This is a genomic window from Ruegeria sp. CH8, assembly GCF_056536985.1.
Genome location: NZ_JBQFQR010000011.1, coordinates 78,122 through 91,445, shown reverse-complemented (window position 1 = coordinate 91,445; position 13,324 = coordinate 78,122). Strand labels below are relative to the sequence as shown.

Genomic DNA, 13,324 nt, shown 5'->3' with positions numbered 1-13,324 from the left:
AGGAAATTCAGGACGTGCGAAAACAGATGGCGCCAGAACACCACCCTTACGGGTCAAAGTGTTCCGGCTTTAGCCGAACCAGATCCCGTAGTACATTCGCATGCCTCCCTCCAAATCAGGTAACACGCGAAAGTAACCACAATATTTTTTGTTTGTCATCCCCTTTTGAGACTTCGTCTCAGCCGCCCAGCAGATCTTCGCGGGTCAGGGAAAAGCCAGAAGCGATCCAGCGGGCTTCAAGCTCGGCCAGTTTTTTGCCCAGCGCGGGGCCGGTGAAACCGGGGATCAAATCGGTGGCCTGAACCGGAAAATCTGCGGCGGCACCCCTGCGCAAATCCTGCCGCATGTCCTCGGACCAAGGTTGTTCCAAAAAGGCACAGCGCAGCAGGGTTTCGTGCATCCCGCCTTCTTCGCCATAGCGGAAACCCAGTTCGGCAATACTGGCGGCGCCGGATGCCTCATCCCGCATCCGGGTCAACCGTTGCAGCTGTGCTTTACTCAGGCGTAGGGTTTTGGCGATCTCGGGCGTGGCAATGGCGGCCAGACGGCGGATCGGTTCGGGCGCGACCCCGGCCTGTTGCTCCAAAGAGACCAGAGGCGCCAGCGACCGATCCTCGGCCCCCGGAAGTAACTGCGCAAGAACACCAGCTTGACGCATGGCAGCGACCGAGGGCGCGGGATCGGGTGCGCCCAGCAGCTTGAACAGCTCGGCCCCAACCCGTTCGCGAGACAAACTGGCCAACCCGTCCAGATTGGCGGCAATCGCCGCCAGCGCGTCCGGGTCAAACCCGGCCTCGGCATCGCCATACCAGGCGTGAAAGCGGAAATAGCGCAGCGAGCGCAAGTAATCCTCGCGAATACGGTTTTCGGCGGTGCCGATGAACCGCACCCGCCGCGCCTGCAGGTCGGGCAGACCGCTCAGCGGGTCCAATACGGTCCCATCAGGTCGGGCATAAATCGCGTTCATGGTGAAATCGCGACGCGCGGCATCCTCTTCCACCTTGTCGGAAAAGGCCACCACGGCCCGGCGGCCATCGGTTTTCACATCACGGCGAAAAGTGGTGATCTCATGCGGGGCGCCGCCGCTAACCACGGTAATGGTGCCATGGTCGATCCCGGTGGGAATAGCCTTGAGGCCCGCCGCCTGCGCCAGTTCCATAACCCGCTCGGGATGCGCGTCAGTGGCAATGTCGATATCGGAGACCGGCGCGCCCAACAGAGCGTTTCGCACGCAGCCGCCCACAAACAGCGCCTGCGCCCCGGCTCCGGTCAGGGTCGCGCAAACCTTTTGTGTAGCCGGATCATAAACCCAGCCTTCCGAAATTTGCGTCATTCACTCACCCGCGCTGCCAACCCCCGCAACATCCGGGCCGTCGCGCCCCAGATGTAATAAGGACCGAACGGCACTGCGTAATAATATCTTTTGTGACCCCGCCAGCGGCGCGATTCAACGATATAATTCACGGGGTTGAGCACATGTTCAAGCGGAACCGAGAACACCTCGTCGACTTCACCCGGCTCGGGGATCGGTTGAAACGGAGTGCGCAGGATCGCCACAACCGGCGTCACGGTGAACGAGGTGACAGTCTCATGCGTCGGCAGATGCCCCAGAATCTCGGGCAAGTTGGGCGGCAGGCCAATCTCTTCCTGCGCCTCGCGCAGGGCGGCGGCGGTGACGTCCGCGTCACCCTCGTCCTGCTTGCCGCCAGGAAATGCGATCTGGCCTGGATGGTGTTTCAGCGCCGACGACCGTTTGGTCAGGATCAGCCGCGGCGTGCCGGTTGCAACCGAGATCGGCACCAGAACGCCAGCGGGGCGTAGCTTGCGGCCCTCGGGCAGAACGGTTTCGGGGTTCAGGTCGAAATCGCTGGACCCATGACCGGGGCGGCTGAGCGCCGCCCGCAGTTGCTCGGTTGGATCAGGAGTCGTCCGCATCAAAGCCGACCGAGCCCGGTTCCAGCACGTAGTGGGCGCCGCAGAACTGGCAATCGGCAGTTACCGTGCCCTCGGGCGTGGTCATCTTTTCGATGTCCTTGGCCGAGTAGATTGACAGGCTTTGACGCACACGCTCCTCGGAACAGGTGCAGCCGAACTGCACCGTCTGTGCGTCATAGACCCGCGGTTGTTCCTCGTGAAACAGCCGGACCAGCAGATCGGTGGGCGCCACCGACGGCCCGATCAGTTCCAGATCCTCGACCGTATCCAGCAGGATGTTGACGCGGCCCCAGTTTTCACCCTCTTCACCATCCACAAGATCTTCTGCGGTCAGGATCTGGCCCTCACCCTCGCTGCTCGCCACAAAGGGCGAGGCTTTGGGCATGTGCTGCAACATGACCCCACCGGCGCGCCAATGTTCGCCAACGCCCGGTTCGGTCGATTTGCCAAAACTCAGCGAGAACCGGGTCGGCAGCTGTTCGGATTGCGCAAAATATGCCTCAGCACACGCGCTGATCGACCCACCGGCCAGCGGCGTAATTCCCTGATACGGCTGCGAGCCCTTACCCTGATCGATCATGATAGCGAAATAGCCCTCACCCACCTGATCGAACGGCGCGCCGTCAGTCAGGCGGTCGCGGTCAAAGCTGGCATAGGCACGGATGCGGGCCGGCTCGCCCTCTTGCTTGGGGGCATAATAGTCGGTCGCGATCATGCGCACCGGACCTTTGGACTGAACCTGCAGCGACAGCTTCCAGCGTAGCGAAATGGTCTGGCCGATCAGTGCGGTCAGCAGGGCCATCTCGGCCACCAGGGCCTCGACCTTTTCGGGATAATCGTGCTGTTTCAGGATACCGTCGAGCACGCCATCCAGACGGGCCACGCGGCCGCGCATATCCGATACATCAAGTTGAAAGGGCAGGACGGTATCGTCCCACGCGATTTTCGTTCCAAGAGACATGGGGTTTCCTTACACGCCACAGGTTGGCATACCGCCAGCATATAGGTCGAACAATTCGGGTTGTAAGGGGCCATACATGATCAGACGGTTCGGTGAAACCCCGCAAGCGGGGCAGAAATACATCAGACGTGTGGGTGTTTATGCATTATTGCCACGTGGCCGGCACCTTTTGCTGACCTGTCAGATGGAGCCCGGCCCCGATCTGCAATTGCCCGGCGGCGGGATCGACCCGGGCGAATCACCCGTCACCGCCCTGCACCGCGAAGTGTTTGAGGAAACCGGCTGGCTTGTGGCTGCGCCGCGCCGCGTCGGCGCGTTCCGGCGGTTCACCTACATGCCGGAGTACGACCTGTGGGCCGAGAAAGTTTGCCTGATCTATCGCGCCCGCCCCGTGCGCCGCATCGGCCCGCCGACCGAGCCGTTTCACGAGGCGCTGTGGATGGATACCGCAGATGCGTGCCAGATGCTGGGCAATGCCGGTGACCGCCACTTTGCCAGCCAGCATTTGAACACACTTTAAGGTCCGTTATATTCGAAGAACACGGCCGAGACATCGTCATCCATGCCACTGCCGGGGGCCATGGCCTGTGTCAGGCGCCAGAACATGTCGTCCAGAAACTCGGTTCCGCTGCGGCCAGGGGCGCAGTCCAGGGCCATATGGCGCAGGCCCTCTTCTTCCAACAATCCACCCTCTTCAAGGCCGCACTCGGTAAAACCATCCGAATACAGCAGCAGCTTGTCGCCGGGGTGCAGATAGGTTTCGGTCTGCTGGAACGAAACATCCGACAGCAACCCGATGGGCAAGCCGCCTTCGCCCAGGAACTCGGTCCTGCCGTCATGGCGCAGAACAAGCGGGTGAGGATGCCCGGCCTGCACCATTTTCAGATGCCCGTTGCGGAGATCGATGATCGCGTAAACCATGGTGAAATACTCCTCGACCCCCGCATCCGCCATCAGGCGGGAATTGAGCATCTCGGCCACTTGCTCGGGCGGCAGTAGCGCGTAAAACTTATCGAACCGCTTCTCCATCGCCACGTTCTGCTCGAAATGCTTGCTGGACAGATAGCCCCCCAGCCGCGCCGTCATCATTGCCGAGGTGATGCCATGGCCCGACACATCGATGCTGTAGAACCCCAGCCGGTTGACCCCGGGCGAGAACATCCCCACTAGATCACCACCAATATGGCCGCAGGGTTTCAGCAACATGCTGACCCGCGACTTGCCGAAGTCACGCGTCAGTTCCGGAACCAACGAGTCCTGAATTTTCCGGGCCTGCATCAGATCCTTGTCGATGGCGTCATGGGCCACGCGCAGCTCTTTCAGCGCAGTTTCGATCATGCGGTTTTTCTCGGACAGCTCGCGTTGCATGTCCAGGATACGCGCCCCGGCCGAAATGCGCGCGCGCAGTTCATCTGCCTCAAGCGGTTTGATCAGAAAGTCATCGGCCCCGGCATCCAGCCCCGTTGCCACCTCCTGCTTTTCGCTTTTTGAGGTCAGCAGGATGAAATAACTGTATTGCTCGCTGTCCAGCGCCCGGAACGTGCGGCAGAATTCCAGCCCGCTCATCCCCGGCATGACCCAGTCGCTGACGACCAGATCCGGCGGGGTGGTCTGGCACATCTCGATCGCGGCGTCACCGCTGTCGGCCTCAAGCACCTCAAAGCCCCATTTTTTCAGCGAAGCCACCAGAATTCGCCGTTGCAGGCGGCTGTCATCAACGACAAGCACCTTTTGGATCGCACCAAAATCCAGCTCTGTCCTGGCCTCTGCCTGACTGCCTTCTGTCACGTGTACCCTCTGCACTGCGACCATACCTGAACGTACCGACCCTAGCGCGCGGCGGTTTAACATCTCGTGAAGGCGTTCTGATTGCGTAGTTTAACCCCCTCTTTACCGGTCTTGGGATACGCAGGTCATGTCGCGATATGAGTGGAGGCGCCGAACATGATCGACTGGTCCAGGGTCAGACAGCTGCGGGATGAGGTCGGCGCCGATGAGTTTGACGAGGTGGTGCAAGTCTTTCTGCACGAGGTGCAGGAAACCATCGAACGGGTGCACCGGGACGCAAACCGGGTCGAGTTCGAACAGAACATGCATTTCCTCAAGGGCAGCGCGCTGAGCCTTGGGTTCAACCGCTTCTCAAGCCTGTGTCAGGATGCCGAACGCAACGCCGCCGCTGGCAAGGCGGCCGAAGTCGATCTGCCTGCGATCCTTACGATCTATGACGAGTCCCGCGCCGTGTTCCTAACTGAAAAGGCCGCGAACCTGACCTAGATCACGAACTGCGCCAGAGTCTCGTCTTCGGTGATGTCGGTATAGGTGAATCCGGCCTCGTCCAGATGCGCGAACAGGCGGGCAAAGTTCTCGGGCTTCCGGGTTTCGATGCCAATCAGGACCGAGCCGAAATTGCGCGCCGATTTCTTCATGTATTCGAACCGGGCGATGTCGTCTTCGGGGCCGAGAATGCCCAGAAACTCCTTCAACGCGCCGGGGCGCTGCGGCAGGCGGAGGATGAAGTATTTCTTGACGCCGGAATAACGCTGCGCCCGCTCTTTGACCTCAGGCAGACGTTCGAAATCGAAATTACCGCCCGAGGTGACACAAACCACGGTCTTGTTTCGGATGAAGCTTTGAATATCGCCCAGCGCCTCGATTGCCAGCGCCCCCGCCGGTTCCAGCACGATGCCTTCGACATTCAGCATCTCTATCATCGTGGTGCAGATGCGGTCTTCGGACAGGACATGCACGTCGGACAGGTGGCGATCTTTAAGCAGCTCAAACGGTTTCGCGCCGATCTTGCCCACCGCCGCACCATCGACGAAATTGTCGATATGATCCAGGGCCACCGGATGCCCCGCCGCCATCGCTGCGTGCAGGCAAGCCCCGCCCTTTGGCTCGACAAACAGGCAATGGGTCCGATCCCCGAACCACGTCGCCACGCCCGACGACATGCCACCCCCGCCAACTGGCAGGATCACGTGATCGGGCAGACCGCCCAGCTGCGCCTCAATCTCAACCGCCAATGAGGCCTGACCTTCGATCACATCCTCATCGTCGAAGGGTGACAGGAAATGTCCGCCCTGCTGCGCGCACCACGCTTGTGCCGCAGCCAGAGTGTCGTCGAAATAGTCGCCGATCAGATGAATCTCGATATTGTCGCCACCAAAGATGCGGGTCTTTTGAATTTTTTGCTGCGGCGTCGTTACCGGCATGAAGATCACACCCTTCACGCCCAGATGCTTGCACATATAGGCCACACCCTGAGCATGGTTGCCCGCACTGGCGCAAACGAACAGTTTCTGCCCCTGCTGCTTGCGCATCGCGTTGAACGCACCGCGAATCTTGTAGGACCGCACCGGGCTGAGGTCCTCACGCTTGAGCCAGATATCCGCGCCATAGCGGTCGGACAGATGGGCATTCCGCTGCAGAGGTGTGGGCGAAAACACAGTACGCATCGCCTGTTCAGCGGCGCGGGCGCGGGTCATGAAATCAGTCATAACCCGTTCAGTGGCCTATCCTGACTAAAAGGGCAAGGAATACATATGTGTACGCGGATCAGGCAAGTTCGCGTTTTTCGATGAAGACGCCGTACATTGTAGTGAACAGACTGACATTGATCATCGGCAGGACCAGAATTCCAAAGAACACCGTCAGCAGTATCCCCAAAACCGGAATGACAGCCAGCACGGTGAAAATAAGCTGCACAAGTACCTGAAAGAGGAGCGCGACAATAAGAAGGACCAGAATGGACCAGCCCGCACCGGCAGTGCCGGTCCAAGCCTCGCCAAGTTTGATCGGTTTGCCAATCGCTGAAGCCGGCAAAATGATAGAAAGACGATAGAAGCACACGGACAAAAAGATCATGTAGGCGGCAACCAGGACAACCGCTCCGACCGGTGAGCTTTGAAGTAATCCACCGAACAACATCCCACCCGGAATCCAAGCAAGCCCGATCATCAGGCCAAGAAGCAAAGCGCGTCCAAAATACGCAAGAATGCGATCGAAGCGGAACGTTGGGAATATGCCTGTTGGATATTCTTCGAGCAGGATGAACCGGTGCCAGGACACCGCGATCCAGAACATGGTGATAAATATCACTGCAAACAGACCGAAAACGAATAGTAAGACCCCGCCTGTAGAGGTGCCCGGTGGTAGACCGTTTGCGTCTGACTCAAGGGCTTCCAGCGGAATACCTGATGCCATGAACAACAAAACGACCAGAACCGTTCCAATCAAAGCGGGACCAAAAGTGATCTGTAGAACTTGTTTGAGGTTCCCAAACACCATCCGCACCGAGTGCACAAAAATCTGCCAACCCAACATCCTAAAACTGCCCCTTCAACCAATCCTTGTTTTCTTTCCGCCCGTTTCACCGCAAATCCCGTTCCGCGTCAACGCAGATAACTTGCCCCCGCTTTCAAAACCCGTTAGGGGCCAAGCGTTCTACGCATAAGGGGAAGTCAGATGTCCGCGCCCAAGAAAGTTGTCCTGGCCTATTCCGGTGGCCTTGATACCTCGATCATCCTGAAATGGTTGCAGACCGAGTATGGCTGTGAGGTCGTCACCTTCACCGCCGATCTTGGTCAGGGTGAGGAACTGGAACCCGCCCGCCAAAAGGCCGAGATGCTGGGGATCAAACCCGAGAACATCTATATCGAGGACATCCGCGAAGAGTTTGTCCGCGATTTCGTCTTCCCCATGTTCCGCGCCAACGCGCAGTACGAAGGCTTGTACTTGCTGGGCACCTCGATCGCGCGTCCGCTGATTTCGAAACGTCTGGTTGAGATCGCGCAGGAAACCGGTGCCGACGCCGTTGCGCATGGCGCAACCGGCAAAGGCAACGATCAGGTTCGCTTTGAGCTGGCAGCCTATGCGCTGAACCCCGACATCAAGGTTATCGCCCCGTGGCGCGAATGGGATCTGACCAGCCGCACCCGTCTGATCGAGTGGGCCGAAGCGCATCAGATTCCTATTGCCAAGGACAAGCGTGGCGAGGCGCCCTTCTCAGTTGATGCCAACCTGCTGCACACCTCGTCCGAGGGTAAGGTCCTGGAAGACCCCGCCGACATGGCACCGGACTATGTCTATCAGCGCACCGTCCACCCCGAGGACGCGCCGAACGAGCCCGAATACATAGAGATTGGTTTCGAAAAAGGCGACGCAGTCAGCATCAATGGCGAGGCGATGAGCCCGGCCACCATCCTGACCAAGCTGAACGAATACGGTGGCAAGCACGGCATTGGCCGTCTGGACCTGGTCGAAGGCCGCTTTGTCGGTATGAAATCGCGCGGCATCTATGAAACGCCCGGTGGCACTATCCTGCTGGAAGCGCATCGCGGGATCGAGTCGATCACCATGGACCGTGGCGCGATGCATCTGAAAGACCAGTTGATGCCGCAATATGCCGAGCTGATCTATAACGGTTTCTGGTACTCGCCCGAGCGCGAAATGCTGCAAGCCGCAATCGACAAATCTCAAGAACACGTCACCGGTACCGTCCGCGTGAAACTTTACAAGGGTCTGGCCTCGACCGTGGGCCGCTGGTCGGATCACTCGCTGTATTCCGAAGCGCATGTGACGTTTGAGGAAGATGCCGGTGCCTATGATCAGACAGATGCGGCTGGTTTCATCCAACTGAATGCCCTGCGCCTGAAACTTCTGGCCGCGCGGGACAAGCGTTTGTCCAAGTGACCGACGACGACAACATCGACAACGAGCTCGATCTGTTCATCGAAGCGCAGGACACGGTGTGGTCCGATGTCCTGCGCGAACTGGAACAGGGGCAGAAAACCAGCCACTGGATGTGGTTCGTTTTTCCGCAGTTGGCCGAACTTGGCCGCTCTCACATGGCACAGCTATATGGGATCGAGGATCTGGATGAGGCCAAGGCCTATCTGGATCACCCGGACCTGCGTCAGCGCCTGACCAAAGTTGCAGGTCTGATGTTGCGGCACAAAGGGCGCGATGCCAGTGACATTCTGGGCGGGATCGACGCGAAGAAACTGCGATCCTCGATGACGCTGTTTTCGTCCGTGCCCGGGGCCCCGCCAGAGTTTCAGGCTGTGCTTGATGCTTTTTATGCAGGGCAACCCTGTGAGCGGACATTGCAGATCCTGCGGATGCTTTAACCGCAGGGTCCAGTTGGGTCACCCTTGCGCAGGAACACTCCCAGCCTTTACGCATACGTAAACTGTGTAGGGGACGGGGATGCTTCAGGACATAGCCAATGGGATTCAACAAGGTTTGAATGGCAAGAGCTTTGAGGGCTCATTGAAATTCGATTGCGGCGAAGCAGGTGTAATTGTACTGGCCGACAATCAGGCCACCACGCAGGATCGTGACACCGACTGCACCATCCGCATCTCGCAGGACAACCTGACCAAACTGCTGACCGGCAAGTTGAACCCGATGACCGGAGTGGCTCTGGGTAAACTCAAAATCTCGGGCAATATGGGCGTTGCGATGAAGCTGGGGCAGCTTCTGGGCTGAGACGATAAACTCGTCTCACCACCGCGTGACAAACCATGTCAGCGGATTGCGCAGGTTCATAAGTCAGGGCAGCCTGATCCCGAAAGGAGACCTGCCATGACCCGCATCGCTTATCTCGACTTTGTCAAACCCACGCTTTTGTTCACACTGATCGCTCTGGCCGCTTTGCTGCGCGCCGCTCCTGCACCCGCCGCCGGAACCGAGACATTGACAGTTGCTGGGGGATGTTTCTGGTGCGTCGAATCTGATTTCGAATCCGTTCCGGGAGTGATCGGTGCCGTGTCCGGCTTTACTGGTGGTTCAGCGGCTAATCCGACCTATGATCAAGTGACCAAAGGCGGCACCGGCCATTACGAGGCGGTCCAAATCACCTTTGATCCGGCCCGCGTTTCCCGTGAAACACTGCTGAACATGTTCTTCCGCTCGGTCGATCCCACCGATGCAGGTGGTCAATTCTGTGATCGGGGAGACAGCTATCGAACGGCAATTTTTGTCTCTAACGCTGGGGAAAAAGCGCTTGCACAGCAAGCCAAAGCGGACGCCCAACGCGCTTTGGGGCAAACAGTTGTGACCCCGATCCTGCAGCAGGGCGCATTCTATCCCGCCGAGGCCTATCATCAGGATTACTACAAGGGTGAAAAGCTGATCCTGACCCGCTTTGGCCCCAAGCGCCAGAAGAATGCCTACAAAGCCTATCGCAATGCTTGCGGCCGCGACGCCCGCGTTAAACAGCTTTGGGGCAGCGCTGCTCCGTTCGCCGGGTCTTAATCGAACCGCGCCTCATGCACTTCTTTGAGGTCGGGGATAACATCCGCCGTTCCGTGCCGCGTGACCATCAGGGCCGCGGCACGATTTGCCTGAGCAACCGCCTGCGCCATCGGCATCCCGCGATCCATCCCTGCCAGAACATAGCCGGTGAACGTATCGCCAGCACCCGTCGTATCCACAGCATGTACCTTGTGGGCCGGAAAATCCGAAGCCTCACCGAGATGGTAATACCGCGCGCCTTTTGACCCCAGCGTGACGATCACATGTTCGATCTTCAGATCGGTCACCGGTTGGCCGGTTGTATCGCGCAATTGCTCGGCTTCGACCTCATTCAGGATCAGGAAATCCAGATAAGGCAACACGGCCTGAACCGCCTGGGCCTGATAGGGGGCTGCGGCGTAGCAGACTGTCAGGCCCAGCGCGCGGGCCATCTTTGCGGCCTCGACCTGCAGGGTGGTTTCGTTCTGCATCACCAGCAGATCGCCCTGCGAGGCAGAAGACAGCGCCTGACCCAACTGATCCGGCGTGATCGCATGGTTCGAGCCCGGAAACAGGATGATATTGTTTTCACCCTGCGCATCCACGGCGATGATGGCGTGGCCGGTGGGCACATCGACCTCAGCGATATGGCGCGTGTCCACGCCGTATTCCGTCAGGCGATCCCGCGCCCAGCGCCCGTCAGGTCCGACGGCCCCGATATGTGCCACCTGCGCCCCGGCCCGTGCAGACGCCACCGACATGTTCGCGCCTTTGCCGCCCAGAAACCGATCCAGTCGATTGGCCGAAAGGGTTTCTCCCGGCCCGGGCAGATGCGGCACGTCATAGATCATGTCCGCATTTATCGAGCCGAGATTCCAGATCGTCATGGTTTGCCTGAGATATCGCAGGAGGCCAGAATGGCCATGTTCAGAATGTCATTCGCCGTCGAAACGGTCGAGCAGATCTGGATCGGCTTGTCGACACCCGACAGGATCGGGCCGATCACGGTGGCACCACCCATCTCCTGCATCAGCTTGGTCGAAATCGACGCTGAATGCCGCGCTGGAACGATCAGAATATTGGCCGGACCGGTGAGACGCTGGAACGGATAGGCTGCTTGCTGATCCACATTCAACGCCACGTCCACGGTCATCTCACCTTCGTATTCGAAATCAACGCCACGCTGGTCCAGAACCGCAGGCGCACGGTGCATCTTTTCAGCTCGTTCCGAGACCGGATAGCCGAAGGTCGAGAAACTGACGAAAGCCACGCGCGGCTCAAGCCCCATGTGGCGAGCCACGGCAGCAGAACGCTCGGCGATATTGGCCAGGTCATTCTCATCCGGCCATTCGTGAACCAGAGTATCGCCGATCAGAACGATCCGTCCCTTGTGCAGAAGAGCCGTTACACCTGCCGCACCATGCGCCGCGTCGGCGTCAAACACGTGGTTGATCCGGTCCAGCACATGCGCCGATTTGCGTGTGGCCCCGGTCACCAGACCGTCGCCATGCCCATGCGCCAGCATCAGAGACGAGAACACATGCCGGTCGCGCGCCGCCAGCCGGTGAATGTCCTTGCGGTCAAACCCCTTACGCTGCAGGCGTTTGTAGAGGAAATCGTTATAGGTATCGAGGTGTGTGGTATTGGCGGCATTCACCACCTCCAGCTCGCGCACAGCATCGCCCAAACCGGCCTCTTCCAGCTTTTGTTTCACATCGTCCTGACGGCCCACAACCAGCGCCTTGCCAAAGCCGGACCGCTGATAGGTCACCGCTGCGCGCAGAACGCGGGGATCGTCGCCCTCGGCAAAGATCATCCGGCTTTGCGCCTGACGCGCACGGGCGTTCAGACCGCGCAGAATGCTGGCTGTCGGGTCCATGCGGGATTTGAGGCTCAGTTCATAAGCCTCCATGTCGATGATCGGACGGCGCGCGGCCCCGGTATCCATCCCGGCCTTAGCAACCGCCGGAGGGATACGGTGGATCAGGCGCGGGTCAAACGGTGTCGGGATGATGTAATCGCGGCCAAAGGTTAGCGACTTGCCATAGGCCATGGCGACCTCATCCGGCACATCCTCGCGCGCCAGTCGGGCCAGCGCATGGGCACATGCGATCTTCATCTCGTCATTGATAGCGCGGGCATGAATATCCAGCGCGCCACGGAACAGGTAGGGGAAGCCCAGAACGTTGTTCACCTGGTTCGGATAGTCGCTGCGTCCGGTAGCGACAATGGCATCGACGCGGACCTCATGGGCTTCTTCCGGAGTGATCTCGGGATCGGGGTTTGCCATCGCGAAAATCACCGGGTTGTCGGCCATGCTGGCGACCATCTCCTGCGTCACCGCGCCTTTGACCGACACGCCAAGGAAAACATCCGCGCCTTTCATGGCATCTTCCAGCGTCCGCAGGTCCGTAGTGATCGCGTGGGCCGATTTCCACTGGTTCATCCCCTCGGTCCGGCCCTGATAGATCACGCCCTTGGTGTCACAGACGATACAGTTTTCATGCCGCGCGCCCATCGACTTGAGCAGTTCGATGCAGGCGATCCCGGCAGCACCAGCCCCGTTCAGAACAATCTTCACGTCCTCGATCTTTTTGCCCGAAATATGCAGCGCGTTCAGCAGACCCGCTGCACAGATCACCGCCGTACCGTGCTGGTCGTCGTGGAAGACAGGGATATCCATCTCTTCCTTCAGGCGCTGTTCGATGATGAAACACTCAGGCGCCTTGATGTCTTCAAGGTTGATGCCGCCAAAGGTCGGACCCATCAGCCGCACTGCGCGGCAGAATTCGTCCGGGTCTTCGGTGTCCAGCTCGATATCGATCGAATTCACATCGGCGAACCGTTTGAACAGGACAGATTTCCCCTCCATCACTGGTTTCGACCCCAGCGCACCAAGGTTTCCAAGACCGAGAACTGCCGTCCCGTTCGAGATCACAGCAACCAGATTGCCCTTGTTGGTATAGTCATAGGCGGTCTCGGGCGCTTCGGCGATGGCTTCACATGGAACTGCGACCCCAGGGCTGTAGGCCAGCGACAGATCGCGCTGCGTGGTCATGGGAACGGTGGCCTGCACCTCCCACTTGCCGGGGGTGGGGTCCAGATGAAAGGCCAGCGCTTCTTCTTTGGTGATCTTCGTTTTGGGCATCTTAACGGTCGTTTCCATGACTTCGGGGCTGATGCGTCATAGCG

General features: G+C 59.2%; 14 protein-coding genes. 6 read left to right on the top strand and 8 right to left on the bottom strand.

What is annotated here, in order from left to right:
- Window positions 1–178: 178 nt before the first annotated feature.
- From ACR0ER_RS13875 to hslO, 3 genes are read right to left on the bottom strand one after another with little or no spacing between them, the layout of a single operon-like run.
- Window positions 179–1,333, bottom strand: a complete 1,155-nt coding sequence (locus tag ACR0ER_RS13875) for a CCA tRNA nucleotidyltransferase (RefSeq protein ID WP_480769450.1) — start codon at window positions 1,331–1,333, stop codon at window positions 179–181.
- Window positions 1,330–1,935, bottom strand: a complete 606-nt coding sequence (locus ACR0ER_RS13870) for a CoA pyrophosphatase (protein WP_480769449.1) — start codon at window positions 1,933–1,935, stop codon at window positions 1,330–1,332. The genes ACR0ER_RS13875 and ACR0ER_RS13870 overlap by 4 nt, the downstream gene beginning before the upstream one ends.
- Window positions 1,919–2,896, bottom strand: coding sequence for an Hsp33 family molecular chaperone HslO (gene hslO / locus ACR0ER_RS13865; RefSeq protein WP_480769448.1), 978 nt, complete (start codon window positions 2,894–2,896; stop codon window positions 1,919–1,921). Before hslO ends, ACR0ER_RS13870 begins: the two co-directional genes overlap by 17 nt.
- A 76-nt stretch (window positions 2,897–2,972) precedes the next feature.
- Here hslO and ACR0ER_RS13860 point away from each other — a divergent pair, with 76 nt between their 5' ends.
- Window positions 2,973–3,416 carry an NUDIX hydrolase gene (locus ACR0ER_RS13860; protein ID WP_480769447.1) on the top strand — a complete coding sequence of 148 codons (444 nt, stop codon included), beginning with the start codon at window positions 2,973–2,975 and terminating at the stop codon, window positions 3,414–3,416.
- On the opposite strand, the gene ACR0ER_RS13855 is transcribed toward ACR0ER_RS13860, so the two are convergent.
- Entirely contained in the window at window positions 3,413–4,708 is a 1,296-nt protein-coding gene (locus ACR0ER_RS13855; protein ID WP_480769446.1) for a PP2C family protein-serine/threonine phosphatase, read from the bottom strand. The two genes, ACR0ER_RS13860 and ACR0ER_RS13855, sit on opposite strands and share 4 nt — an antisense overlap.
- 132 nt (window positions 4,709–4,840) lie before the next feature.
- On the opposite strand from ACR0ER_RS13855, the gene ACR0ER_RS13850 reads away from it, so the two are divergent.
- Entirely contained in the window at window positions 4,841–5,170 is a 330-nt protein-coding gene (locus ACR0ER_RS13850) for an Hpt domain-containing protein (RefSeq protein WP_480769445.1), read from the top strand.
- Here the strand turns inward: ACR0ER_RS13850 and ilvA are convergent.
- Together ilvA and ACR0ER_RS13840 are read right to left on the bottom strand one after the other, a co-directional pair.
- Entirely contained in the window at window positions 5,167–6,393 is a 1,227-nt protein-coding gene (ilvA, locus tag ACR0ER_RS13845; protein ID WP_480769444.1) for a threonine ammonia-lyase IlvA, read from the bottom strand. The two genes, ACR0ER_RS13850 and ilvA, sit on opposite strands and share 4 nt — an antisense overlap.
- Window positions 6,394–6,451: 58 nt before the next feature.
- Window positions 6,452–7,219, bottom strand: coding sequence for a hypothetical protein (locus ACR0ER_RS13840; protein ID WP_480769443.1), 768 nt, complete (start codon window positions 7,217–7,219; stop codon window positions 6,452–6,454).
- A gap of 141 nt (window positions 7,220–7,360) precedes the next feature.
- On the opposite strand from ACR0ER_RS13840, the gene ACR0ER_RS13835 reads away from it, so the two are divergent.
- The 4 genes from ACR0ER_RS13835 (at window position 7,361) to msrA (ending at window position 10,153) form a co-directional block, all read left to right on the top strand.
- Window positions 7,361–8,587, top strand: coding sequence for an argininosuccinate synthase (locus ACR0ER_RS13835; RefSeq protein WP_170334272.1), 1,227 nt, complete (start codon window positions 7,361–7,363; stop codon window positions 8,585–8,587).
- Entirely contained in the window at window positions 8,584–9,024 is a 441-nt protein-coding gene (locus ACR0ER_RS13830) for a DUF1810 domain-containing protein (protein ID WP_480769442.1), read from the top strand. Before ACR0ER_RS13835 ends, ACR0ER_RS13830 begins: the two co-directional genes overlap by 4 nt.
- Before the next feature lie 79 nt (window positions 9,025–9,103).
- On the top strand, window positions 9,104–9,385 hold the full coding sequence (locus ACR0ER_RS13825; RefSeq protein WP_480769441.1) for an SCP2 sterol-binding domain-containing protein: 282 nt from the start codon (window positions 9,104–9,106) through the stop codon (window positions 9,383–9,385).
- 96 nt (window positions 9,386–9,481) lie between these two features.
- Entirely contained in the window at window positions 9,482–10,153 is a 672-nt protein-coding gene (gene msrA / locus ACR0ER_RS13820) for a peptide-methionine (S)-S-oxide reductase MsrA (protein ID WP_480769440.1), read from the top strand.
- On the opposite strand, the gene ACR0ER_RS13815 is transcribed toward msrA, so the two are convergent.
- Both ACR0ER_RS13815 and ACR0ER_RS13810 read right to left on the bottom strand, forming a co-directional pair.
- Complete coding sequence (locus tag ACR0ER_RS13815; protein WP_480769439.1) at window positions 10,150–11,019, bottom strand: ribokinase; 870 nt, start codon at window positions 11,017–11,019, stop codon at window positions 10,150–10,152. The two genes, msrA and ACR0ER_RS13815, sit on opposite strands and share 4 nt — an antisense overlap.
- Entirely contained in the window at window positions 11,016–13,280 is a 2,265-nt protein-coding gene (locus ACR0ER_RS13810; protein ID WP_480769438.1) for an NADP-dependent malic enzyme, read from the bottom strand. The genes ACR0ER_RS13815 and ACR0ER_RS13810 overlap by 4 nt, the downstream gene beginning before the upstream one ends.
- Between the last annotated feature and the right edge of the window lie 44 nt (window positions 13,281–13,324).